20 protein-coding genes and 1 riboswitch are annotated in these 23,859 nt (G+C 42.4%); of the genes, 5 read left to right on the top strand and 15 right to left on the bottom strand.

All coding sequences use genetic code 11. The features are described from left to right. Positions 1-44: 44 nt before the first annotated feature. The 6 genes from NQ565_RS07935 to NQ565_RS07910 form a co-directional block, all read right to left on the bottom strand. Positions 45-854, bottom strand: coding sequence for a DUF3805 domain-containing protein (locus NQ565_RS07935; protein WP_005654830.1), 810 nt, complete (start codon positions 852-854; stop codon positions 45-47). Between the two features lie 261 nt (positions 855-1,115). Next, positions 1,116-3,086, bottom strand: a complete 1,971-nt coding sequence (locus NQ565_RS07930) for a SusD/RagB family nutrient-binding outer membrane lipoprotein (protein ID WP_005654828.1) — start codon at positions 3,084-3,086, stop codon at positions 1,116-1,118. A gap of 24 nt (positions 3,087-3,110) precedes the next feature. Then, on the bottom strand, positions 3,111-6,308 hold the full coding sequence (locus NQ565_RS07925) for a SusC/RagA family TonB-linked outer membrane protein (RefSeq protein WP_040315736.1): 3,198 nt from the start codon (positions 6,306-6,308) through the stop codon (positions 3,111-3,113). A gap of 157 nt (positions 6,309-6,465) precedes the next feature. Further along, a complete protein-coding gene (locus NQ565_RS07920) occupies positions 6,466-7,470 on the bottom strand; it encodes an ISAon1 family transposase (RefSeq protein WP_040315496.1) in 1,005 nt (334 codons plus the stop codon). A gap of 10 nt (positions 7,471-7,480) precedes the next feature. Next, entirely contained in the window at positions 7,481-7,831 is a 351-nt protein-coding gene (locus tag NQ565_RS07915) for an ISAon1 family transposase N-terminal region protein (RefSeq protein WP_005652161.1), read from the bottom strand. A 377-nt stretch (positions 7,832-8,208) separates the two neighbouring features. After that, entirely contained in the window at positions 8,209-9,411 is a 1,203-nt protein-coding gene (locus tag NQ565_RS07910; protein ID WP_005654822.1) for a hypothetical protein, read from the bottom strand. Between the two features lie 193 nt (positions 9,412-9,604). On the opposite strand from NQ565_RS07910, the gene NQ565_RS07905 reads away from it, so the two are divergent. From NQ565_RS07905 to NQ565_RS07895, 3 genes are all read left to right on the top strand, one after another. Then, positions 9,605-10,294 (top strand): response regulator transcription factor, encoded by a 690-nt coding sequence (locus NQ565_RS07905; protein WP_005652157.1) that lies wholly within the window; start codon positions 9,605-9,607, stop codon positions 10,292-10,294. Beyond that, positions 10,269-12,065, top strand: coding sequence for a sensor histidine kinase (locus NQ565_RS07900; RefSeq protein ID WP_005654820.1), 1,797 nt, complete (start codon positions 10,269-10,271; stop codon positions 12,063-12,065). The genes NQ565_RS07905 and NQ565_RS07900 overlap by 26 nt, the downstream gene beginning before the upstream one ends. Positions 12,066-12,099: 34 nt before the next feature. Further along, positions 12,100-12,309, top strand: a riboswitch (cobalamin riboswitch). A gap of 273 nt (positions 12,310-12,582) precedes the next feature. Beyond that, a complete protein-coding gene (locus NQ565_RS07895; protein ID WP_005654818.1) occupies positions 12,583-13,956 on the top strand; it encodes a tryptophanase in 1,374 nt (457 codons plus the stop codon). Here the strand turns inward: NQ565_RS07895 and NQ565_RS07890 are convergent, their stop codons facing one another. From NQ565_RS07890 to mutY, 4 genes are all read right to left on the bottom strand, one after another. Continuing rightward, positions 13,957-14,586, bottom strand: coding sequence for a 4'-phosphopantetheinyl transferase family protein (locus NQ565_RS07890; RefSeq protein ID WP_005654817.1), 630 nt, complete (start codon positions 14,584-14,586; stop codon positions 13,957-13,959). It abuts the gene before it with no gap. Then, a complete protein-coding gene (gene gldE, locus NQ565_RS07885; RefSeq protein WP_005654816.1) occupies positions 14,586-15,938 on the bottom strand; it encodes a gliding motility-associated protein GldE in 1,353 nt (450 codons plus the stop codon). Before gldE ends, NQ565_RS07890 begins: the two co-directional genes overlap by 1 nt. A 23-nt stretch (positions 15,939-15,961) precedes the next feature. Beyond that, on the bottom strand, positions 15,962-16,417 hold the full coding sequence (locus tag NQ565_RS07880; protein WP_005654815.1) for a single-stranded DNA-binding protein: 456 nt from the start codon (positions 16,415-16,417) through the stop codon (positions 15,962-15,964). A 72-nt stretch (positions 16,418-16,489) separates the two neighbouring features. Continuing rightward, positions 16,490-17,530 carry an A/G-specific adenine glycosylase gene (gene mutY / locus NQ565_RS07875; protein ID WP_040315798.1) on the bottom strand — a complete coding sequence of 347 codons (1,041 nt, stop codon included), beginning with the start codon at positions 17,528-17,530 and terminating at the stop codon, positions 16,490-16,492. 144 nt (positions 17,531-17,674) lie between these two features. Here mutY and NQ565_RS07870 point away from each other — a divergent pair, with 144 nt between their 5' ends. Both NQ565_RS07870 and NQ565_RS07865 read left to right on the top strand, forming a co-directional pair. Next, positions 17,675-18,004 (top strand): HU family DNA-binding protein, encoded by a 330-nt coding sequence (locus tag NQ565_RS07870; RefSeq protein WP_005654813.1) that lies wholly within the window; start codon positions 17,675-17,677, stop codon positions 18,002-18,004. A gap of 296 nt (positions 18,005-18,300) precedes the next feature. Further along, a complete protein-coding gene (locus tag NQ565_RS07865) occupies positions 18,301-19,875 on the top strand; it encodes an Rne/Rng family ribonuclease (RefSeq protein ID WP_005654811.1) in 1,575 nt (524 codons plus the stop codon). A gap of 48 nt (positions 19,876-19,923) precedes the next feature. Here NQ565_RS07865 and NQ565_RS07860 read toward each other — a convergent pair whose 3' ends face one another. The 5 genes from NQ565_RS07860 to NQ565_RS07840 form a co-directional block, all read right to left on the bottom strand. Continuing rightward, positions 19,924-21,096: an iron-containing alcohol dehydrogenase gene (locus NQ565_RS07860; protein ID WP_005654810.1), complete on the bottom strand. Its 1,173-nt coding sequence runs from the start codon at positions 21,094-21,096 to the stop codon at positions 19,924-19,926. A 98-nt stretch (positions 21,097-21,194) separates the two neighbouring features. Beyond that, the gene (locus tag NQ565_RS07855; RefSeq protein WP_005654809.1) at positions 21,195-22,127 is read right to left on the bottom strand and encodes a phosphoinositol dihydroceramide synthase; all 933 of its coding nucleotides are present in this window, start codon (positions 22,125-22,127) and stop codon (positions 21,195-21,197) included. Then, positions 22,127-22,777, bottom strand: a complete 651-nt coding sequence (locus tag NQ565_RS07850) for a CDP-alcohol phosphatidyltransferase family protein (RefSeq protein WP_005654808.1) — start codon at positions 22,775-22,777, stop codon at positions 22,127-22,129. The genes NQ565_RS07855 and NQ565_RS07850 overlap by 1 nt, the downstream gene beginning before the upstream one ends. An 11-nt stretch (positions 22,778-22,788) precedes the next feature. Beyond that, on the bottom strand, positions 22,789-23,295 hold the full coding sequence (locus NQ565_RS07845; protein ID WP_005654807.1) for a GtrA family protein: 507 nt from the start codon (positions 23,293-23,295) through the stop codon (positions 22,789-22,791). Continuing rightward, positions 23,280-23,753, bottom strand: coding sequence for a phosphatidylglycerophosphatase A family protein (locus NQ565_RS07840; protein ID WP_005654806.1), 474 nt, complete (start codon positions 23,751-23,753; stop codon positions 23,280-23,282). The genes NQ565_RS07845 and NQ565_RS07840 overlap by 16 nt, the downstream gene beginning before the upstream one ends. Positions 23,754-23,859 lie beyond the last annotated feature (106 nt).

Below are 23,859 nucleotides of genomic sequence, written 5' to 3'. Positions count from 1 at the left end.
AGAAATTGCCATGCAGACGGCAATATGAATCGGGCAATGGCTTGTCATGAAAGTAAATTCCGGTAAACCTCTGCAAGATTGCAGGGCTCTCCGGCTTTGACTTTGCTCCATACCAATTTCATCGGGTCTATCACGGTATTGCCCGCAACACTCGTCAGAACAGGGGCTTCACGATTGCCGTCGATGAGCGTACGCCATTCCAAACCGTCTACTTCATTAGCCAAAATCACACAAAGCGTAATACCCAGCGACAACCATACCTCTTTTTTCTTGGCGCCTATGCTGCCGCTGTCTATGACCTGCTGCATATTGGCTATATCTTCTTCCTGTCCCTGGAAGTCTTTCTTCAACTGCTCTTTTACAGTGGTACATACCCACTCGTATGCTTCGTTTATCCGGTAAATTTCCGATAGGCGCACCGGAATTATCTCTGCCGGATATTTTTGGCCGGCCCGACGGACTTCCAATGAAGCTATGATGCTTTCGGCCTCTGCCACCGGCTCTCCCTTACGCACCGTAAACGAGCATTCAAAAGCAACATCGTCTATCCCAGCTATCCAGAGATGGGAAGTGTAGTATGTTCCTTCTTCCTCAAACATCTCCTTACTGTACGCACAATCCAGACGACCTATTTTCACAAGTGTGGCCGAAGTATTCTCTTTGAGTTCCTGCTTAACAGATTCCCTGCCGTATGCAGTATCTCCCTTATAAGCCGATATACGGAAATTACCGGTCCACTCGTTAGGATTATAAAACAGGAAAGAGCCTTCCCCGTCTTCAAATTCATTCCAGTCTGCCGGATAAACCATAGAGAACCATGCTCCCGGAGAAATGTATTTCTTACCTTGTTTCATACTTCATTGACTAAATGGGTTCTTTCTTGCAAAAGTAACATTACCGCTGTTGATATGCAAACAAACCCAACAAAAAACAGCCGATTCTCACGAACCGACTGTTCCAATCATCATCTATGAATGAAGACTGTTTAGGTCTCCAATATTTTAACATATCTTATAAATCCATATTTCGAGTGCAAAGATAATCAATGAAATAATATGTGCATCAAGATTTTAAGATATTTAAATTAACATTCTATAAACTAATAAGGTTATGACCTACTTAATGTAACCGTAATACTCATTATCTGTTGCACAATCCCACCAAACCGGACACGACCAAATCGGGTCTGTCATGGCTTGTTTGTTGGATGCCTTTAGCTGAGTCAGATTATAGTTGCTCTCATGAGTACTCTGGCTGAAACGACGGAACCAATAAGTAGGCTCATTCTTAGAAGTACCTACAATCTTGCTGACAGCCGTGAAATCCTGCGGACGGTCGTAATCCACATAGTCATAATCCAAACGGCGCATATCATTCCAATTTTCGGTATTGATACCCAATGCGATAATCTTCTGACGCATAATCTCGAACAAGGTCAGACTAGCAGCATTCTGACATACGGAAGAACTTGCCATATAAGTACTGATTTCACCTTCATCCATCGGCTTCTGATCCGGATTCTTTGTTCCTTCGGCTTCCCATGATTTCAATTTAGCCTGCATACGGTCAAAGTTTGCCTTTATGCCTTTTTGATAGGCATCCAATGCACCATCGGTATCTCCTTTGCGGAAAAGGACTTCCGCCTTGATAAAGCACATTTCCGAATAAGTAAGAATATCGGAATCTGAATTAGGACGTGCATAGAATGTACCCGTACCGCCCACATAGTCTGATTTCGCATCGGTATAGTAATACATATCCGTAGTGTTTCGCCCGCTATTGGCCATACCGTTAGAACGTAAATTTACATAAATAGTATCACCTGCACGCTTATAATCCTTATTATTGCAATATGCAGCCCCCTTTTGATAAAGCACGGTCACATTGTTGCCGTCGACCGTTGTCTGGTGTATGGCCTGAGCATCAGCAATAAATTTCGTCTTTGTTTCATTATCCGCTTTGGATAAATCATAAGTTATCATAAATCCGCCTTTTTCCTTATTATAACCGGTTTCTCCACCCGTTACAAACAAAGCAGCTACCGGACCGCCTTCTGCGCGTGTAGTGGAATGTATCACATCCACCCCGGCATCACGAATCCATTCATTAGCCGTTATTTTACCATCAGCATTCAGTTTCACATTTGTCATCATGGCAGGAACAAGCTTTGACAAACGAGGGTCTTTCACACCCGAACCGCCTGTAAATTCATTAGTCAACAGATTAACATACCAGCGCGTCAGACGTTGTGTCGAACCATATCCGGTACAATCCCAAATAACGGAAGCCTGATAAGGGTCGCTCACCGTAAAATTAACCTCATCCCCTTCCACATTATAATGTTTCATAATGGTGTTGTCATCATTCGATTGAGGAGCAGAGTTCAATGCCGTCAAAATAGCCTCCGGATCATACAAATCCTCTTTCTTGGATAATTTCAGCAAATAACGGGCTTTCAGACCGTAACATAATTTCAGCCACCTGGAAACCTCTCCGCCATTCCATAAATCGCCTGCACTCAATGCGGGAGCCGTAGTGTTCTGCTGCTTGCCAAAATTCTCGATAGCTTTGTCCAGATACCCCATACAGAGTTCATACATGGTTTTACCGTCATCATAGGCCGGATTGGTCTTACCGGTAAACGCTTCCTGAACAGGCAGCTCGCCATGCAAGTCGAGCATCATCATAAATCCCATCGCCTTAATGCAATAAGCTGCACCTTCATAATGATAAGCTCCTTCCGCTTCCGCCTTCTCTATCAAAGGATCGATATTTACACCTGCACCCAGATAAAAATTCTGATAAATAGTGGTACATGAACTTTGGGCAGGATTCCATGATGACAAGAGGCTGTTAGCAGCCGTGCCGCCAGTCTGTGTCATGATACCGGCAATCGTATTGGTACGCATACTGGCTGTACCCCATGCGTAAGCATAATAGTTCTGTATCCACGGCAGGCGAAGCTGCGGTGATACGGTTTCGGAAACCGGATTATCCGGATCTGTATTCACATCCAGGTAGTCCTCGCAAGAAGACATGCCGAACACAAGCGCCAAGCCAAGTGCAATATGTATTAGTTTCTTCATACTCTTATCTTTTTAAATCTGTTATTAGAATGTAAGATTAATGCCAAACGACATGCCGGCTGTGGCCGGAACACCGCAATAGTCGATACCTGCAGAACCGGAACCACCTGTACCGGAACCTGAAACGCATGTTTCAGGATCCATACCCTTGTAGTTTGTCCAAACAAACAGATTAGTTCCCGTAATTGTAGCAGTCAGCCCCTTGATTATATTTTGTTTCTTCAACAAATCCTTGAAATCGTAGGACAAGGAAATAGAACGCAAACGCAGCCAATTGGTGTCAGTTATAAAGTTATAGGCGTTCTTGGCATAATTCTTATAATACTCCTGAATCATATACTTGCCGGAACGGGTAGAGTTACCAACCTGATAAGTTTCATTGGCATTATAGGTAATTGTTTTGGTTTCATAAGACGGTTTTGCAGCAGTACCCGTATTGACAACACCCGTAAATGATACGGATTCTCTGTTTATTGTCTTTGTGCTCAATCCTTTCGTCACGAGATAGTATTCGGTCCCATTATAGATGTCACCTCCCAGACGGATATCGAACAAGAAAGAAAGGTTGAAATTCTTATAGCTGAAACTATTATTAAAACCACCTATCAGCTTCGGTTCACGGTTACCCACAATATTGGTTTCAACTTGCGTATCCTTATACAAACCTGTAGACGGGTCGATAACATTGTACATCTTGCCGTCGGGCCCTTGAGCCGTTTCATACTTATTACCCGTCAATCCCAAAAAATAACCGCCATTGGGTATTGAACCGGCTTTGGCTGCACCGACCTGCGCATCCGTCACATAGAAAATATCCACACCGTCGATAAAATCTCCCAATCGTCCACGGTTACCGGAAAGATTCAATGTCGTTTCCCATTGGAAGTCTTTCGTTACAATAGGTTTACCTGTAATCGAGAGCTCCATACCCTTATTTTCTACCGAACCGCCATTCAGCGTAAGGAAAATGTATCCCGTAGACTGTGCCAAACGCGGTGCACAAATCTGGTCTTTCGTCTTGCTTTGATAGTAAGTATAGTCAAAGCCCAAACGTCCGTTGAAGAAACGCATTTCCAAACCCAATTCATAAGAATCCTGTATTTCAGGTTTCAAACCGACACTACCGCCTGTCCAACTGTTGCCCATACCATATTTGCCACCGTTCAGCGTAGCTACCGGCCACATATAGTATCCCAAAGAATAGGCATCGGCATCTTTACCTACCCGTGCCCATGAACCGCGGATCTTACCGAATGAAAGTACGTTGTTCTTCGGCAGCAGTTCGGTAAACACAAACGAACCGCTTACGGAAGGATAAAAATAAGAACGGTTATTCACCGGCAATGTAGAAGACCAGTCGTTACGTCCGGTCACTGTCAGATAAACAAGATTCTTGTACGAAGCACGGAATTCACCGTAAAGGCCTACCATGCGTTTGCGTACCGTACTCTCTTTGAAATACTGGTTGGCTTTAATAATATTGTTGAAACTGTAAAGCCCTTCCGTTACAAAATTATATCCCCAACGGGTGTTATTCGTTGTCTTCGTAGCTTCTGTAGTAGTACCTACCAGAAGATTCAAATCAAAATCACCGAAAGTCTTATGGAAGTTAGACATCACATTCGTAGTAATGTATTGGTAATTCACATCACCTTTGGACATATAACCGTTCTGATATATCTGCTTGACCGCACCACCCGGACGCCGAAGCGTATTGGAACTGGTAGTGTACTTATCAATACCCGCACGTGCGGAAACATCCCACCAGTCTGTCAGTTTGAGGCTTGCGTTGACTGCACCCGTAAAACGGGATGTTTCGTCCGTCAAAGTATTTTTATTCAGAATCCAATACGGATTTTCAACATCATCCTCCAAATCCTGCAAACCCTCCAATATGCGGTATTTACTACCATCATCATTCAGATAGCGACTCATCTGATCGTCGACAGGCCATCCGTAAACAGCGGTCATTGCACCGTTACCGCCCTGTCCGTACAAACCTGCACTGGTCAGTGTCTTATCAGTACTTGCCTGCGAATAAGAAACATTGGCTCCTACTGTCAGGATGCCATATTTCTGTTCACCATTAAAGCGGAAAGTCGTCTTGTCATAACCAGTTGTAGGGATAATGCCGGACTGATGATAATTGGAACCGGATAAATAGAAAGAACCGTTCTTACTACCGCCGGACACACTTACACTATTATCCCAAACACTACTTCCTTGAAAGAAATCATCTATATTATCATAAGCCATACCATCAATCCGATCTCCCCAGGAATCCATCGTCTTATCAATAAAAGCACCAGAAGTGTTATATTCTCCACGGCCATACTGTTTTTGAGCTTCCGGTAATTTATTAGCCCATGAATAGGTATATTTACTGCTTACATTCACCCTTACAGCACCCTCTTCACCTTTCTTGGTCGTAATGATAATAACGCCATTAGCAGCACGGGAGCCATACAGCGCAGCAGCCGCAGCACCTTTCAACACGGACATGCTCTCAATGTCTTCAGGGTTAATATCCATTACGCGGTTGCTGAAAGTAGTTGCAGTTTTCGTCATGCCATCCGTACCGGAATTACCGGTATTTACTGTAGAGTTATCATAGATAATACCGTCTACAACAAACAAGGGCTGGTTATCACGAGATTCGCTGGCAGAGTTACCGCCACGAATTACAATATTGGAACCGGCACCCGCAGCACCACCCGCCTGCGTAATATTCACACCGGGGATTTTACCAGCCAAAGAGTTTACCACATTCGTTTGCTTGTTCTTCATTAACTCTTTGGAATTAATATCCGAAACAGAATAACCTAACGCCTTTTTCTCTTTCTTAATGCCCATAGCCGTTACAACAACTTCACTCAATGACTGGGTATCATCTTTCAGGGTAACCGTATAGTCGCTTGCCGTTCCTACCTTCACTTCTTCCGTAGCATATCCAACAAATGAGACTACCAATGTGCTACCCACTGGAGCTTCTACCGAGAATTTTCCATCGATGTCAGTAACAGAACCTGTACTGGAACCTTTCACCAATACACTGGCTCCAATAATCGGTTCGCCTGCAACATCCACTACTTTACCTGTGATTGTTTTGGCTTGCTGAGTACTTTGGGAACTTAGCGCATTATCAGCAGCAACAACCGAATATGGCACAGACATCCCAAGCAATGCAAGCAACACTAATGATAAGCAATAATTTCTTTTCATAAGCTCTTTTTTATTTGGATTTATTTGCAAATTTATAAATTAATTCAGCAAATCAAAGAGAGATGTATTTAAAATATATTAAATAAATATTAATATATTTGCTTTTATAATTTTAAAATATTGGGTCAGCGGATTTCCCCGGTTGGCAAGCTTTCTTTTAAGCGTATAGCCTAGCCAGTCTGAACATGAAGAATTTCAGATCAGCCACCCCTCTTAACTGGCTTCGAAAAGCTTTGATTTTAGCATTGAACGACTCCGCTGAAGCATTTGTCAATCGTTCTTCAAAATAATTTATGATGGTCGTACTATGGTTTGAAAACGTATCAAGTACCTTGTTGAACTCCATATAGTCAAACTTTTCCACTTCATTGTACCATCTTGCGAGATTTAGCCTTGCTTCATCGAGACCTGACTTCTTGTTGAAGATGTCTGTCAGTTTCATGCTAAGGCTGTATCCTTCCAGAAGCTTGGGGAATTTATCAAAGAGAATGGCAGCCCTGGTCTTTTGCTGTTCATTCCATTTGCTCCAGTGTTTCAGTATAATGTGCTTGCTTCTGCTTACTATCTGTGACAGGGTTTCTCCGTTCTCCATTCTTTCAGGTTCCCATTTCCCTATTCTTTCCCTTTCCGCCTTACTCTTTGTTTCTTTCTTCTTTTGGCGATGCTCCCTGATAGCCTGATTTTCCGCATCAAGTACTTTCCACCGATAGCGTATTCTTAACTGGTCAACAGCTTCAGACATGAGCTGCTGTACATGAAAACGGTCATTGATCAGCTTTGCGGCAGGAAACACCTTTCTGACTGTCAGCATCATGGCTGAAGATAAATCTGTAGTGACAGTCTTGACAGACAGCCGTTTCCGGTGCGGAAGCCTGCGCAAGATTCCGCTTACCGCATCTGTGGCCACTCCACGAACTATTGCAACTAAAGCACCCTTACGACCTTTAGCTGCTTTATTGGTCAGAATCGTATAAACATCTCCATTGCTCAGGCAAGTTTCATCCAAAGAAAGCTTTTCTCCAATATTTTCAGGATAAAGGAGATAGTCATGCGCATGTTCGAGCTGATCCCAGTTCCGGTAATCACTGATTTTCTCCTTGTATTGTTTACGAAGAGTCTGCCCTTTTACGCCATAACGTTCCGCAAGCACACTGATGCTCACAGGAGTAGATTCAATCTCCTTCTTTTAAAAAAGAGACGAACTCAGAATTGAGCCGTGTACCGTCAAATTCGGATAAATCCCAGTCATAACTGAAGATTTCATTGGAAGATTTGTCAAGCCATTTACGTTTACGAACATGGAGATAAGTGGCGCGACCACGAATAGGATAGTCTTGGATTGTACGATACTCACCAAAACCATAGGATATGATATCCGGATTGATCTTATCTTCTTTTAGTTGAACTTTTTTTTCATCAAGATAAATATCAAAACGGTCAGCACTCTTGTCGAAATTGACAATATCAAAGTTGTCTATAAGCACATCCGGAAGGATGGCACGAAGGAGTTGTGCGGGTTTCATAAAACAAAGGTAAGCAAAGATAGCTAATTTTAAAACTTACCAACCAGATATTTCCGCTGAGCCAAAATATTGGCAAATATAAAACAATAAACATTATTATTTCTTATCAGATAAGTAGCGTAATATTTTAAAATTATAAAAGCAAATATATTAATATTTATTTAATATATTTTAAATACATCTCTCTTTGATTTGCTGAATTAATTTATAAATTTGCAAATAAATCCAAATAAAAAAGAGCTTATGAAAAGAAATTATTGCTTATCATTAGTGTTGCTTGCATTGCTTGGGATGTCTGTGCCATATTCGGTTGTTGCTGCTGATAATGCGCTAAGTTCCCAAAGTACTATTTAATCTTATAAACTATTCAACCTTTACTATTTTCCTATAGGTTGTATCCGCCTTCTTACATCCTTGGATATTTCCAAAAACATATAATTCAATCTGCCGGAATGAATGCCCTTTTCATTCTCTTTATATTTCCGACTTGCATACTCTTTAGACTTATCAAAGGTTATACGGGACATCTGATTCTGCGTTTTTCCCACCATAGTAGAATCCAGCCGTTCATCAGGAAAGAAATCGTCCAAATCCACATCCCCAATCATGGTGGTCTCAAGAAATTTCATATCTTTATGATTTGCATCAGTATAATAACCAACAAACATATGTCCGGGTGTACGTACCAGTATCGGCTCGATATTTATGGCACGCAGCAAAGAAGCAAACAGAACACTCCCATCCACACAATTAATTTGCGACGACTCCAAGGCATCATCGAATGTACGAACACGTTGAGAGAAAACCACATTGCTGGACAGGCTTGTATTAGAAACCGAACTATACCGGAAATTACGTTTCTGCAAAACATTCCACAAGGCATAAACCTGATTATCGACAGCCTCAGGACTACCCTGATAACCGAGGAAACGATTCACAATACGAGTATTCAATGCCTCCCGTAGCAAATGGTCTATCATAGGATTTTCTTCATTGACATAAGCAGCAAAGAATATTCCGGTATCATGAAATCTCGTACCTCCCGTAACATACCCCAATAAACACTCATTGATACTGCGCACCGAAAAAGTACGTACCCGCTGCCCCAACTCTTTCCTATTCATCTCTACCGTAACGGCAACGCTAATCGGCTCCGCCTGATTATTATTCTTCAAGGCTTCATAGTTCCAGATAATATCGGGATAGATTGTATACTCGGTACGTGGCCTTGCCAATACAAACTCCGAAACGGAACGGGAAAAGAAAGGGGTTTCCGCAACTTCTATCCTCACCCGGCTATAAGCCTTTGCCGACCGGACTTTCACAGCGATACAAGATTTTGGGTTTCCCACAAACATCGAATCAGCCGGCACAATCACCTGGGCATCTGTCGTTGCAACAGACAAAATGCTGGAAGGAAAAATATTCCCACCCAATTCATCCGTTATCTCAAAACCGGAACGGAAAGGAGCAACGTTCAACCAAATCGAACCAATAATTACAACAGCCAATACAGCCACTATTAACGGCATACGCCACTTAGATTGTCCCCACCTCTTTATATCCATTAATTCTTTCATATAGAAACCCTTTTTAAAACAATACAAAGATAATACTTAATTAGTTGCAAGAGAGATTTTGTAATCGCAATGTAATACTTGTTTCATTCCATCGTAACAAAAACGCCGCAATTTTGTCGAAGAAAAGAAATAAAGTTTAACTTTGTAATAAAGAGACTCTATACGTCTCTCATTACATTAATTCAGAAATACAATGAACGAATATCGGATTTTAGTAGTAGACGACGAAGAAGATTTATGCGAAATCTTAAAGTTTAACCTTGAGAATGAAGGCTACGAAGTAGATACCGCAAACTCTGCCGAAGATGCCTTGAAAATGGACATCAGTACTTACGACCTGCTATTACTGGACGTGATGATGGGGGAAATTTCCGGATTCAAAATGGCAAGTATGCTAAAGAAAGAAAAGAAAACGGCCAAGATTCCTATCATCTTTATCACAGCCAAAGACACCGAAAATGATACGGTAACCGGATTTAATATAGGAGCAGACGACTATATCTCCAAGCCTTTCTCCTTACGCGAAGTAGCAGCACGCGTTAAAGCCGTATTACGCCGTACCCGGCAAACTGAAACGGAGCGCGCACCTGAACAAATTGCCTATAAATCATTAGTGCTTGATATCATCAAAAAGAAAGTAAGCATAGACGGAGAGGAAGCTCCCCTCACCAAAAAAGAGTTTGAAATACTGCTCTTGCTATTGCAAAACAAAGGACGCGTATTTTCCCGCGAAGACATATTGAGCCGCATCTGGAGTGACGAAGTATATGTGTTGGACCGCACTATAGACGTAAACATCACCCGCCTGCGCAAAAAGATAGGAATATATGGCAAATGTATTGTAACTCGCTTAGGATATGGTTATTGCTTCGAAGCCGAATAATGACAGACACTTCCTGTCATTCAGCCGGAAGTTATTTCTTTCGGTAATCTCATTATTTCTTGTCTTTGCAGCCTGTTTTATTGCTTATCAATATCAACGGGAGAAAGAGTATAAAGTAGAACTGCTCGACACGCAACTCCAAGACTATAATGAACGCCTGCAACAGGAACTGCGAAGTATTCCAGACAGTCTATGGACATCTACTTTAAACCGGTATATAGCCAAAGGTTCATACAGAGACCTTCGTGTCACTATCGTAAATTTACAAGGCCGCGTCCTTTATGACAGTTACAATGAAACTTCCCAAGAAGCATTCAGCAATCACATTAATCGTCAGGAAGTCCAAAAAGCATTAAAGAACGGCAAAGGATATGATTTAAGGCGCACCTCCGAAACAACAGGCATACCCTATTTCTATTCGGCAACTCTCTATCCCCAGTATATCATTCGCTCGGCATTACCCTATGATGTAAACCTGGTAAATAGTCTGGCTGCCGATCCGCATTACCTCTGGTTTACAGCTATTGTTACTTTATTGCTGATATTCGTTTTCTATAAGTTTACATCCAAACTGGGTACGGCAATCAACCATCTGCGGGAATTTGCCAAACGCGCCGATAAAAACGAACCGGTGGAAACCGATATACAATCTGCTTTCCCGCATAATGAACTTGGCGAAATATCCCAGCACATTATACAGATATATAAACGTTTGCGGGAAACCAAAGAAGCGTTATATATCGAACGTGAGAAACTGATTACACACCTACAGACTTCTCGCGAAGGATTGGGTGTATTTACTAAAGACAAAAAAGAAATCTTAGTCAATAACCTCTTTACACAATACGGCAATTTAATCTCCGATTCCAACTTGCAAACTACCGAGGAGATATTTTCCATTTACGAATTTCAAAAAATCACCGATTTTATCAGTAAGGCACAAAGAAGACCTTCGGATAAAGAAGAGAAGCGTCTCTCCATCAACATCAATAAAAACGGGCGCATATTCATTGTAGAATGTATCATCTTCCAGGATCTGAGTTTTGAAATATCCATTAATGACATCACACAGGAAGAAGAACAAGTACGTTTGAAACGCCAACTGACACAGAACATTGCACATGAACTGAAAACCCCTGTAAGCAGTATTCAAGGGTATCTGGAAACAATTGTCAGCAATGAAAGCATCCCTCGCGAAAAGATGCAGACTTTCCTAGAACGGTGTTATGCCCAAAGCAACCGGCTGAGCCGTCTATTACGGGATATCTCCGTACTGACACGTATGGATGAAGCAGCCAATATGATTGATATGGAGAAAGTAGACATCAGCATGCTTGTCACCAATATAGTCAACGAAGTATCATTGGAACTGGAAGAAAAGCATATTACGGTAGTCAACGGTTTACATCCCAAAATACAATTAAAGGGTAACTATTCATTACTCTATTCCATATTCCGTAACCTCATGGATAACGCCATGGCTTATGCAGGAACCAATATCTACATCAACATCAACTGTTTCCGTGAGGATGAGAACTTCTATTATTTCAGTTTTGCAGATACCGGAGTAGGCGTTTCACCAGAACATCTGAATCGTTTGTTCGAACGCTTTTATCGTGTAGACAAAGGACGTTCGCGAAAATTAGGCGGTACAGGCTTAGGGCTTGCCATCGTAAAAAATGCCGTCATCATTCATGGCGGAACAATCTCCGCCAAGAATAATCAAGGTGGCGGACTGGAATTCGTTTTTACGTTGGCAAAGGAGAAATAATTTCTTTTATTCATTTTGGTTTGTTACTTTTTTCATTATCTTTGCGATGCATTGGTTTGTCGACTTTTTTCAAAGGAGGCGATTAAAAGGGAATCAGGTGCAAGTCCTGAACAGTCCCGCTGCTGTAAGTTTCACATAATGTTGCAGACAATGAATTCTCTCTCCATGCCACTGGAAACGTTTTCCGGGAAGGCAGCCTGCAACAGAAACAAGTCAGAAGACCTGCCATGCATTATCTTATCATTGCTTTCGAGGAAAAAGCGTTGAGTCTAATGAACGGGATAAATTCTATCCAATCATTTCATTCATCAAAACTCTTTCAAAGAAAGTAAAAGAGAATAAACTCTGCCAAGTTTATTTAAATGATGTCCGGCCGAAGTGATTCGCCCGGACATTTGTTTTACAGAAAGTCATCAAAAACATTGTTCATCATCTATAAAATCATTATATTCGGCACATAAAACACAAAAACGGATTTATCCGTTGACCTATTGTCTAACTTATAAAAAAATAATCTATGGAATTACCATTTGCCGAATCATGGAAAATCAAAATGGTGGAACCTATTCGTAAAAGTACCCGCCAGGAGCGTGAACAGTGGTTGAAAGAAGCCCATTACAATGTTTTTCAACTAAAATCAGAACAAGTTTATATCGATCTTATCACCGATTCGGGAACAGGAGCCATGAGCGACCGGCAATGGGCCGGTATCATGCTCGGAGACGAAAGCTATGCCGGGGCTTCTTCTTTCTTCAAATTGAAAGAAGTCATTACCCGCCTGACCGGTTTTGAATATGTCATTCCTACACATCAGGGACGTGCTGCCGAAAATGTACTATTCTCTTATCTGGTTCATGAAGGAGATATTATCCCGGGAAATTCTCATTTCGACACAACCAAAGGTCATATCGAAAGCCGAAAAGCAATAGCATTGGACTGTACGATAGATGAAGCACGGCAAACGCAACTGGAAATTCCCTTTAAAGGCAACGTAGATCCTGCAAAGCTGGAAAAAGCATTACAAGAACATCACAGCCGCATACCATTTATCATTGTTACCATTACCAATAACACAGCTGGCGGGCAACCTGTTTCCATGCAAAATTTACGGGAAGTCCGGAATATTGCCGATAAATACAATAAACCTGTCATATTCGACTCCGCCCGTTTTGCCGAAAATGCCTATTTCATAAAGACACGTGAAGAAGGTTACCAAGATAAGAGCATAAAGGAAATAACCAAAGAGATGTTTGCCCTTGCAGACGGTATGACAATGAGCGCCAAAAAAGACGGCATCGTAAATATGGGAGGATTTATTGCAACCCGCCGACAAGACTGGTATGAAGGAGCAAAAGGATTCTGCGTACAATTCGAGGGTTACCTTACTTATGGCGGTATGAATGGCCGAGATATGAATGCACTTGCCATCGGCTTGGATGAAAACACCGAATTTAATAATCTTGAAACCCGTATTCGCCAGATAGAATATCTGGCTAAAAAATTAGATGAATACGGAATACCGTACCAACGTCCCGCCGGAGGACATGCAATTTTTGTAGATGCTCCCAAAGTTTTAACACATGTTCCTAAAGAAGAGTTTCCTGCACAGACTTTAACCGTCGAGTTATATCTGGAAGCCGGCATACGCGGATGTGAAATCGGTTATTTACTTGCCGACCGTGATCCCGTTACCCGTGAAAACCGCTTCAACGGACTGGATTTACTCCGGCTGGCTATTCCACGCCGCGTGTATACCGATAACCACATGAATGTAATAGCCGCTGCGCTTAAAAATGTATATGACAGACGCGAAACAATTACAAGAGGAGTACGTATTACTTGGGAAGCTCCGTTAATGCGTCACTTTACAGTACAATTGGAAAGGCTGTAACTACAAACTCAATGTCAGGACAAAGTCTGAAAACAAATAGTAGTAAATTTGAAAAATCTGTTTCTCCGCCGTACGGTATTCGGCGGCGGAGAACACACCTTGTTCGTCAGGCGTAAAAGGCATTACATGCAAATGTTCCCGAAAATCGACATCGGAAGCGTTCATACATTTAAACATGATTTCTTTTGCAGACCAGTGAAGCAACAACGACCAGGTTTCCGTACCTTTGAATAAGGATTTTTTTTCATCTTCACGCATAAACTTATGCGCCACTTTCCGTACCCGCTCGCTATAACACTCAATATCAATCCCGACTCTTTTCCCCGGTTCACCTAACAGGACCGCTACATAACCTTTGGTATGTGAAATACTGATGGAAAAAGAGCCGTCTGCCAAATAGGGCCCGCCGTTGGAATAATAGTGTATTTCTTTCTCTTCGCCAAGCATTGTATATAGCAATACACGTACAGCCAGCCACTCCAACTTACGAGAAACGGCTGTAAATTTTCCAATACCCTCTTCATATTTTTCTTTATGAGGAAGTAAAGCAAGCAGTTCTTCCAAACTTTCACTTGTCTTCCAAATCCCCCACTTATATGAACTCTCTGTATATTGTTTAAAAACAGGCATTACTTCTCTGTTTCTGAACCCTCCCGTACCGGTTCATTTATTGTAAATTTCACCTTTAAGATGCGGCGGTTATCCATTTCAAGAACCTCAAATTCATAATAATCATAAGTTACTTTCTCGTGAAGCGCCGGAAATTCCCCTTTCAACTCAAGTAAAAGCCCCGCTAAAGTATCGGCATCACCTGCCACTTCATCAAAAGTTTCTTCATCTATCTTGGTTATCTTATAGAAATCCGTCAGTTGTGTTTTAGCCTCAAACACCCATGTGTGGTCATTGAGTACGGCATAAGTACGTTCTTCATCATCGTATTCGTCACGAATCTCCCCAACAATCTCTTCAATAATATCTTCCATCGTAACAATACCCGATGTCCCTCCGAATTCATCCACCACAATAGCGATATGAATCTTGTTTGCCTGAAAATCACGCAGCAAATCATCAATCATCTTGGTTTCCGGAACAAAATAAGCCGGACGAATCAATGATTGCCAACGGAAATTATCTCCTTTATTCAAATGAGGAAGCAAATCCTTGATATAAAGCACCCCTTTTATATTGTCACGTGTTTCCGCATAAACAGGAATACGCGAATAAGCGTTCTCCACGATGCACTTTAACACATCCTTAAAAGAAGTGCGAATTTCCAAGTCAACCACATCCAGACGCGATGTCATGACTTCCTTAGCCGTCTCACCTCCAAAACGAATGATACCCTCCAAGATATTGTTTTCTTCCGAAAGCTCGGCTTTATCCGTCAACTCCAACGCATGAGAAAGCTCATCTACTGAAATATTATGATTTTTACGCACAAAATGCTTGTTAAGAAACGATGTAGAACGCACCAATATCGACGACAACGGATAGAATATGGAACGGCATGCCAGAATGCCGGGAGCTGCAAAACGGCAAAATGCCAATGTTTTCTGCGCTGAATAAATCTTCGGCATAATCTCACCGAAAAGCAGCAACAGAAAAGTCAATACAACCGTTAGGATTAAAAACTCCGCAATAACCGAATGGAATTGGAATACATTCATAAAAAAGAAATTACAGAGCATGATAATGGTCACATTCACGAAATTGTTCGTAATCAGTATCGTGGCCAGCAGTCGTTCTGTATCATCCAACAAATTTCTGATTTTCTCATCAGAAGGATGTTTCCCCTCTTCAATAGAATTCAAATCGGACGGCGAGAGTGAAAAAAATGCAATTTCGGAAGCCGAAGCAAAACCGGAAGCAAGCAAAAGCACACCAGCCAATACAATAGCTATAATAGCCGAAACAGAAGGAGTATGTACGGTTATACTGTTAAAAACATCTGCCAATTGGCATAAATAAGCGTCTGGGTCCAAAGATTTTGGTTTTAGTTAAACAATTAGAACGGTAAATCGTCCGTTGGATTATTTTGTGCAGGAGCAGCCTGCGAGTGTGTTGACTGTACAGGAGCAGCCGTTTGTCCGGATATACCTGCCTGCGGTGTAGTTCCGGGCGCTGCGCTTCTTGCAGACAGCATTTCCATGTTATCTACAAAAATCTCCGTTACATAGCGTTTTGCACCGGTCTGATCATCATACGAACGGGTCCGTATTTTACCCTCCACATAAAGTTTGTCTCCTTTATGCACATATTTCTCAGCCGTTTCTGCCAGTCCGCGCCAAAGGACAAGATTATGCCACTCCGTACGTTCAGGAACTTGCGTTCCGTTTGCCAATGTATAGGCACGGTCTGAAGTAGCCAAGGGGAAAGTAGCAACAGCCACACCGGTATCGAGATACCTCACCTCGGGGTCTCTGCCTACATTTCCTAATAATATCACTTTATTTACTGACATACGCTTTCAATTTTAAAATTTGTTGCCAAAATTAGCGAGAATAACAACATCATGCAAGAATACAGCCAACTTTTATAAATACTTCTCCAAAAAAGCATGTACCAAGCGAGATACCGGATACTGCTCCAAATCTTCCATTCTGATACACTGGTATTCCGAAAAAGAACGGGAGTTCTCCGGCAAAACGACTTCATAAAAGTTAGCGTATATCACCCGATGGGACAGCACATGTTTCACATTTCGAAACACCAAACGTACTTCCGGTACCTCTCCTTCCGCTATAAGTGAGCGAAAGGATGCCGATGATAAAAATTCCTCTTCCGATAGATTTCTATCCGTTTCAACCAATGGCAATTCAAACAGGTTTTTCCAAATATCATCAGCCGTTCGTTTATGTATAAAGGTACACGCGCCCATGCGTACATATATATAATTAAAATAACGGTTGGACGTCTTTATTCTGTGTTGCTTCACGGGAAGTTGCATAACCAGCCCTTTCGATAAGGCGGAACAACTATCCGCCAAAGGACAAAACATACAGTTAGGAGACTGTGGCGTACACTGAATAGCCCCAAAATCCATTATAGCTTGATTATAAGCAGCCGGGCGGGATTTATCGAGCATTTCATCAGCTAAAGCAGCAAAGAGCTTCTTTCCTTCCGTAGAGTCAATAGGCACATCAATGCCGCAATAACGGGAAAGCACTCGATACACATTTCCGTCCACTACCGCATAGGGCATATTATAGGCTATGGAACAAATGGCGGCAGCCGTATAATCCCCTACCCCTTTCAAAGCCCGCACTTCCTGATAGCTTTCCGGAAACTTACCGTTCATACTCTTAGCAGCAGCATGCAGATTACGGGCACGAGAATAATATCCCAATCCCTGCCAATACTTCAAGACCTCGTCTTCCGAAGCCGAAGCCAAAGTTCTCACATCAGGAAAACGGCGGATAAAACGAAGAAAATACTCATATCCTTGTACCACTCTCGTCTGCTGCAAAATAATCTCAGAAATCCATATCCGGTAGGGATCAGTAGTGCCTCTCCAAGGCAAATCACGTTTATTATCCGCGTACCAATCCAATAAAGCTTCAGTCAATCTATTCATATATAGTTTCATACCTCAAAAGGACACACATCCTTTTTCAAAAGAACAAAAATACAGTTTTTCAGTCTAACAAAACCTAATGCTTTGACTTTTTTCAAAAAATGTCCAAAATATATTTTTTAGAGCCGCCAAAAAGCTATATATTTGCAGTCCAAAAAATTAGAAAACTATAGTAATAATATTTTTTTTAAGAAAAAAATGACTAAAGCTGATATTGTAAACGAAATTACAAAGAACACCGGAATCGACAAAGTAACAGTGCTTGCAACCGTTGAAGCGTTCATGGACGCAGTGAAGGCATCTTTATCTAAAGATGAAAATGTTTATCTCCGCGGGTTTGGTAGTTTTGTAGTAAAGAAAAGAGCTCAAAAAACAGCTCGTAACATCTCAAAGAACACTACTATCATCATTCCGGAACACAACATTCCGGCTTTTAAACCTGCCAAGACATTCACCATTGCTGTGAAAAAATAATAAACAATTAGTATTAACCCATAAAATTTTGAAGCTATGCCAAGCGGAAAGAAGAAAAAAAGACATAAAATGTCTACGCACAAGCGTAAAAAAAGACTAAGAAAGAACAGACATAAAAGCAAAAAGTAATTTTTAGTCTGAAGGACAAAATAAAGAACAAACTTGTGAAGCTAATTGTCTCGCGGGTTTGTTCTTTGTTTAAGTATCAAACCGGTTCGTCAATGTAAAAAAGATTGATGTACCGGTAAATCTGAACAGAAAACATCTGTATAACAAAAATGTAAAAGCAAATTATTGTGACAAGCGAACTCGTTGTAGACGTACAGCCCAAAGAAGTTTCCATTGCTTTACTCGAAGACAAAAGCCTGGTGGAACTCCAAAGCGAAGGAAGAAACATTTCCTTCTCTGTGGGCAACATGTATTTGGGACGTGTCAAGAAATTGATGCCGGGCCTGAATGCCTGCTTCGTGGATGTAGGTTACGAGAAAGATGCTTTTCTTCATTATCTGGACTTAGGTCCTCAATTTAACTCATTAGAAAAATACGTAAAGCAAACTTTAAGCGACAAAAAAAAGCTTAATCCAATTACCAAAGCAACCATACTTCCCGACCTTGAAAAGGACGGAACAGTATCCAACACACTCAAGGTAGGACAAGAAGTAGTGGTGCAAATCGTAAAGGAGCCTATCTCAACCAAAGGGCCGAGACTGACTTCCGAACTCTCCTTTGCCGGAAGGTATCTTGTATTGATTCCCTTTAATGATAAGGTTTCCGTATCACAAAAAATTAAATCAAGTGAAGAGCGCGCCCGCCTCAAACAACTGCTGATGAGCATCAAACCCAAGAATTTCGGTGTCATCGTCCGCACTGTTGCTGAAGGTAAACGCGTGGCCGAGCTTGACGGAGAGCTTAAAGTTCTATTAAAACATTGGGAAGAAGCTATTGTCAAAGTACAAAAAGCCACCAAATTTCCGACACTGATTTACGAAGAAACCAGCCGCGCCGTAGGTTTGTTGCGCGACTTGTTCAATCCTTCTTTCGAAAACATCTATGTGAACAACGAAGCTGTATTCAACGAAATCAAGGATTACGTAACACTCATCGCCCCTGAACGGGCAGGAATTGTAAAACTGTACAAAGGGCAACTTCCTATTTACGACAATTTCGGTATCACCAAACAGATAAAATCGTCATTTGGCAAAACCGTTTCATACAAAAGCGGGGCTTACCTGATTATTGAGCACACCGAGGCGCTTCACGTAGTAGACGTGAACAGCGGTAACCGCATCAAGAATGCCAACGGGCAAGAAGCCAACGCACTGGAAGTGAATCTGGGAGCCGCCGATGAACTGGCGCGCCAATTGCGGCTAAGAGATATGGGTGGTATCATCGTGGTGGATTTCATCGACATGAATGAAGCCGAAAACAGACAAAAGCTTTACGAACGTATGTGTGCCAATATGCAGAAAGACAGAGCACGACACAACATCCTGCCACTCAGCAAATTCGGATTGATGCAGATTACGCGTCAGCGAGTACGTCCGGCAATGGATGTGAATACTACGGAAACCTGTCCAACCTGCTTTGGTAAAGGCACTATTAAATCGTCCATCCTCTTTACGGACACTTTAGAGAGTAAAATTGACTACCTTGTCAACAAACTGAAGATAAAGAAATTCTCGTTACACATCCACCCGTATATCGCTGCCTACATCAATCAGGGAGTTCTCTCACTGAAACGGAAATGGCAAATGAAATACGGATTCGGAATCAAGATTATTCCAAGTCAGAAATTAGCATTTCTGGAATATGTTTTCTACGATCCGCAGGGAGAAGAGATTGACATGAAGGAAGAAATCGAAATCAAATAAAAGAAACGGCGAAGTCAGATAAAATACTTCGCCGTTTTTTTTTGTTTATCACAGTGCCAGACGGTAGATTTCCTTACTGTCCTGTTTAGTCAGTTTCACATAATTGCCCACAAACTCTCCCTTATTACGATGCAGGCTATCCGCCAAGCGGTCTATATCGGGATTCTCGATACCCAGTTCCTTAAAGTTAACCGGCAGCCCTATAAAACGGAAAAAGTGTTTCAAACGGGACACACCCGCCAATGCCATCTCTTCCAAATCCTCCGATTCGGGAACACCGAAAACACGGTTGGCAAACCGGGCTATCTTTTTCGGATTATGTCCGGCCATAAAAGTCATCCATGCCGGAACTATTACAGACAGTCCGGCGCCATGCGTAACGTTGTAAATCGCACTGACTTCATGTTCCAGAAAATGCGAAGCCCAATCTTCCTCGCAACCCACACCACAAGTCCCGTTATGAGCAATCGTTCCACACCACATAATATTGGCGCGCGCACCGTAATCTCCCGGATTTTGTTTTATGCGATAAGCTTCTTTAATGATAGCTGTCAGCGTACCTTCACAAAGACAGTCGCTAATCTCCACATCCTGCGTATTAGTAAAATAACGTTCCATGATATGCACCATCATATCGGCAATGCCGCAAGCCGTCTGAAAAGGCGGCAATGTATAAGTCAATTCCGGATTCATAATGGAAAAGACAGGGCGCAACAATTCCGGCACACGCAAGCTTAGCTTTTGCAGGGTATCCACTTTCGTTATCACCGAGTTGCCCGAGCCCTCGCTACCCGCAGCAGGAATTGTCAGCACAACAGCAACTTTCAATGCTTCCGTCACTTTCGCCTTACCTATAAAGAAATCCCAAAAATCACCCTCATAAGGTACACCGGCAGCGATAGCCTTTGCTGTATCAATTACAGAACCGCCTCCTACCGGGAGCAGTAAATCAGCCTGTTCACGACGGCAAATTTCAATCCCCTCATACACCTTCGTATCCACCGGATTAGGTTGCACACCCCCCATCTCGCAATAACGAATACCGGCTTTCTGCAAAGATTGCTTCACTCTGTCCAACAACCCGCTGCGCAGCACGGAACCGCCACCATACACAATCATTACTTTCCGTGCCCCATACTTACCGGCCAAGGCACCGACTTGCATTTCCGTGTCCTTGCCGAATACAAATTCGGTAGGACTGTAAAAGACAAAATTATTCATATACCTATAACATAAAAACAGATTAACGCAAATATACGCAGAGTTTCAATATAAAGAATGCCCCCTGCGTAAATTTGCGTTAATCCACACCTTATAATTTATCCTATATACCAACTGTATCTTTCAAAGAAACGCTTGAATGCGCCCCACTTCATCAAGCCTTGTTCAAATACCAGAATCCCCAGCAACGCACAGGAAATGCCCAACATCACATCAATCAGATAATGATGTCCGGAATAGACAGCCGTCCACCAGATGCCCGCCATGATAACAGAGAACAAAGCTATCAGCCATTTCTTGCAACGTCCCATAATAGCGTATGCTACAGCCACCACCATATAAGCCGCATGCAATGAAGGAACAGCGGCAAATACATTGGCGTTCCGTCCATAAATGGAATGAAAGACAGAGCACCCCAGCAGTTCGTCAAAGCGCCCCAGTCCCGCTACATTGCCCGGAGTATTGAGAACCGGCTCAAAGCCATAATTCATGGCATACCAGGGCGGTGCTGCCGGATGAATATAATATCCGGCAAACCCGATAAGATTTACCAGCAGAAAGACCATGGCAAAGCGAAGATATACCTTGCGTTCGCCTTTCAGATAAAGCCACAGACCGAATGCAATGGGAACAGGAACCCAGCAAAGGTAGAATATACCGGCAAAGAAATCGCCTACCGTACAGTGATTCTGTGCAAAATACTCGCAGGGAATCAATTTTGTCCCATCAATCGAGATACCGAACAAGGACTTCTCCGCCTCATACAATCCCTGCACATCAATAGGATTCACCTCATAGTTGGGATACACCCGCATCCAGTCGTAAGAAATGCCAAAGATGATAAAAGGAAGTAGCGCTACCGCCAATTTACGGGTTGTTTTTCCTGCAAAAAAGAGTATCAGAAACAGCCCCGTCATTAAAAGATGCTCTGTACGCAACCCTATACACACGGCTGTCAACAACAAGAACAGTGCTGTAAGGACAACAACAGGCAACGCTTCTTTGACAGAAGGAAAAATATCTTTTCTCATTATTGTTTCTTTAATAATTTATAGCAATGCGCAATGCGAGCGAATGCTGTCAGATTAGCAAGAACGGCTATCACTGCCATAGGAACAATCAGTATCAGCATCGGGTCGAACGCCTTGCAGTCTCCGAAAATACCGCAGCACAAAGCACCAAGGCTGGTCAGCACCACACGCTCGGGACGCTGCATGAAGCCTACTTTACATTCCAGTCCCAATCCTTCGGCACGTGCACGCACATAACTCACCATAAGCGAACCGACCAATGCGACAAAAGTAATCATCGATCCCCACAGATACCCTTGCAAAATCAGATAATAGAAAATACCGAACAGCGTCACCATCTCGCTATAACGGTCGAGCACCGAGTCATACAATGCTCCGAACGTAGAAGACATATTACCTACACGCGCCACGCGCCCGTCCATCATATCGAACAAACCGGCAAAGAGAACAATACCTCCTCCCCAGCCCACATAAGCAAGCTCACCCGGTTTATACATGCCCGCATACACAAATACGCATGCAGCCACGATGTTCATCACCAATCCGGTAGTAGTAATAAAATTAGGCGTAATGCCTACCTTGATCATTCCATGCACAACCGGATTTATAATCTTATAAATCAACTGTTGCAGCCAATCTCTATAATTCATATCAGTTCTATTTAGTCTCTAAAATATTGTCGTATAAATTTCCCGAAATTATGATTACGATATACGAATACCCGTTGCAGATGATAGTTCCAGAAGAACGCCACCAGAATGGCTACGATAATCTTGGACAGGATAAACACATCGTTTATATAATGTCCCAGCAATCCGTCCACCCAGTGCATACCCGTCAGCCACTCGGTCAGGGCAAACGTGCCCCATGTATTCAATAAAATACTACCTCCCCAGACAAAAAGATACTTCAGTGCAACATGCGTCTTTTTGCAGTCGTCCGCATGAAATACCCACCCGTAATTGATAACGCAATTCACCACGCCGCCAACTACAGAGCCCAGAAAAGTAGCATACAAATAAAAAAGTCCGGATAGTTTAACCAGCAGAATGGTCACCAAGAAATCTATGAGACTTGCCACGTATGACGAAAGCTGAGCCTTGATAAAGACCCAAACAGCATGACGCCATCCTGCAAATCCCGGTTTTCCTTTCAGCTTATCAGCCATCTTACTCCGATTAAGACTACAAAGCTATAAATTCCCGCCAAGATATCGTCCATCATCACGCCAATTCCGCCCGGAAAACTTTCCATGCGGTGGATGCCTAACGGTTTGAATATGTCAAACAGACGAAAGAGGGCAAAAGCCCCCAACGCATACCAGACATTTCCAGACGGTGCTGCCAGCAATGCAATCCACACTCCTACCATTTCGTCCACCACCACCCGTGACGGGTCCTCTCCCCAGAAAGGTTCAAGACGATTGGTTGCCCATACTCCCATTACCGTAAAAAAAAGAATAAGAGCCACCGTCAGCCATATCAGGCATATTTCCGAAACAATGAAAGATATTCCGAACCAGATAAGCACGGCCAGTAAAGCGCCTGCCGTACCCGGAGCGAAAGGAGAAAAGCCCGAACCGAAGCCCGTACCGATGATAACCGGGAAAAAAGAGGGTTTCTTCATTGATAAAAAGTGATAGAATAATAAAAGTGACAAGATAATGCGGTGATAAAGTCATAAAAGTGGTAAGGCAGTAAAGTGATGAAATTTCAAGCGGAAACTTGCCAAT

This window comes from Bacteroides stercoris ATCC 43183, from assembly GCF_025147325.1.
GTDB lineage: Bacteria > Bacteroidota > Bacteroidia > Bacteroidales > Bacteroidaceae > Bacteroides > Bacteroides stercoris.
Note: the sequence above shows the minus strand (reverse complement) of the source record. Positions and strands in the feature narration are given on the sequence as shown.

Bases quoted from the DNA above. Each gene is read 5' to 3' on its own strand.
- NQ565_RS07855 (WP_005654809.1), bottom strand. From the start codon at position 22,127: ATGAGAAAAGATATTTTTCCTTCTGTCAAAGAAGCGTTGCCTGTTGTT.
- NQ565_RS07850 (WP_005654808.1), bottom strand. From the start codon at position 22,777: ATGAATTATAGAGATTGGCTGCAACAGTTGATTTATAAGATTATAAAT.
- NQ565_RS07860 (WP_005654810.1), bottom strand. From the start codon at position 21,096: ATGAATAATTTTGTCTTTTACAGTCCTACCGAATTTGTATTCGGCAAG.
- NQ565_RS07900 (WP_005654820.1), top strand. From the start codon at position 10,269: ATGGTTATTGCTTCGAAGCCGAATAATGACAGACACTTCCTGTCATTC.
- NQ565_RS07915 (WP_005652161.1), bottom strand. From the start codon at position 7,831: ATGAAACCCGCACAACTCCTTCGTGCCATCCTTCCGGATGTGCTTATA.
- NQ565_RS07845 (WP_005654807.1), bottom strand. From the start codon at position 23,295: ATGGCTGATAAGCTGAAAGGAAAACCGGGATTTGCAGGATGGCGTCAT.
- NQ565_RS07880 (WP_005654815.1), bottom strand. From the start codon at position 16,417: ATGTCAGTAAATAAAGTGATATTATTAGGAAATGTAGGCAGAGACCCC.
- mutY (WP_040315798.1), bottom strand. From the start codon at position 17,530: ATGAATAGATTGACTGAAGCTTTATTGGATTGGTACGCGGATAATAAA.
- NQ565_RS07905 (WP_005652157.1), top strand. From the start codon at position 9,605: ATGAACGAATATCGGATTTTAGTAGTAGACGACGAAGAAGATTTATGC.
- NQ565_RS07910 (WP_005654822.1), bottom strand. From the start codon at position 9,411: ATGAAAGAATTAATGGATATAAAGAGGTGGGGACAATCTAAGTGGCGT.
- NQ565_RS07895 (WP_005654818.1), top strand. From the start codon at position 12,583: ATGGAATTACCATTTGCCGAATCATGGAAAATCAAAATGGTGGAACCT.
- NQ565_RS07935 (WP_005654830.1), bottom strand. From the start codon at position 854: ATGAAACAAGGTAAGAAATACATTTCTCCGGGAGCATGGTTCTCTATG.
- NQ565_RS07890 (WP_005654817.1), bottom strand. From the start codon at position 14,586: ATGCCTGTTTTTAAACAATATACAGAGAGTTCATATAAGTGGGGGATT.
- NQ565_RS07930 (WP_005654828.1), bottom strand. From the start codon at position 3,086: ATGAAGAAACTAATACATATTGCACTTGGCTTGGCGCTTGTGTTCGGC.
- NQ565_RS07925 (WP_040315736.1), bottom strand. From the start codon at position 6,308: ATGAAAAGAAATTATTGCTTATCATTAGTGTTGCTTGCATTGCTTGGG.
- NQ565_RS07840 (WP_005654806.1), bottom strand. From the start codon at position 23,753: ATGAAGAAACCCTCTTTTTTCCCGGTTATCATCGGTACGGGCTTCGGT.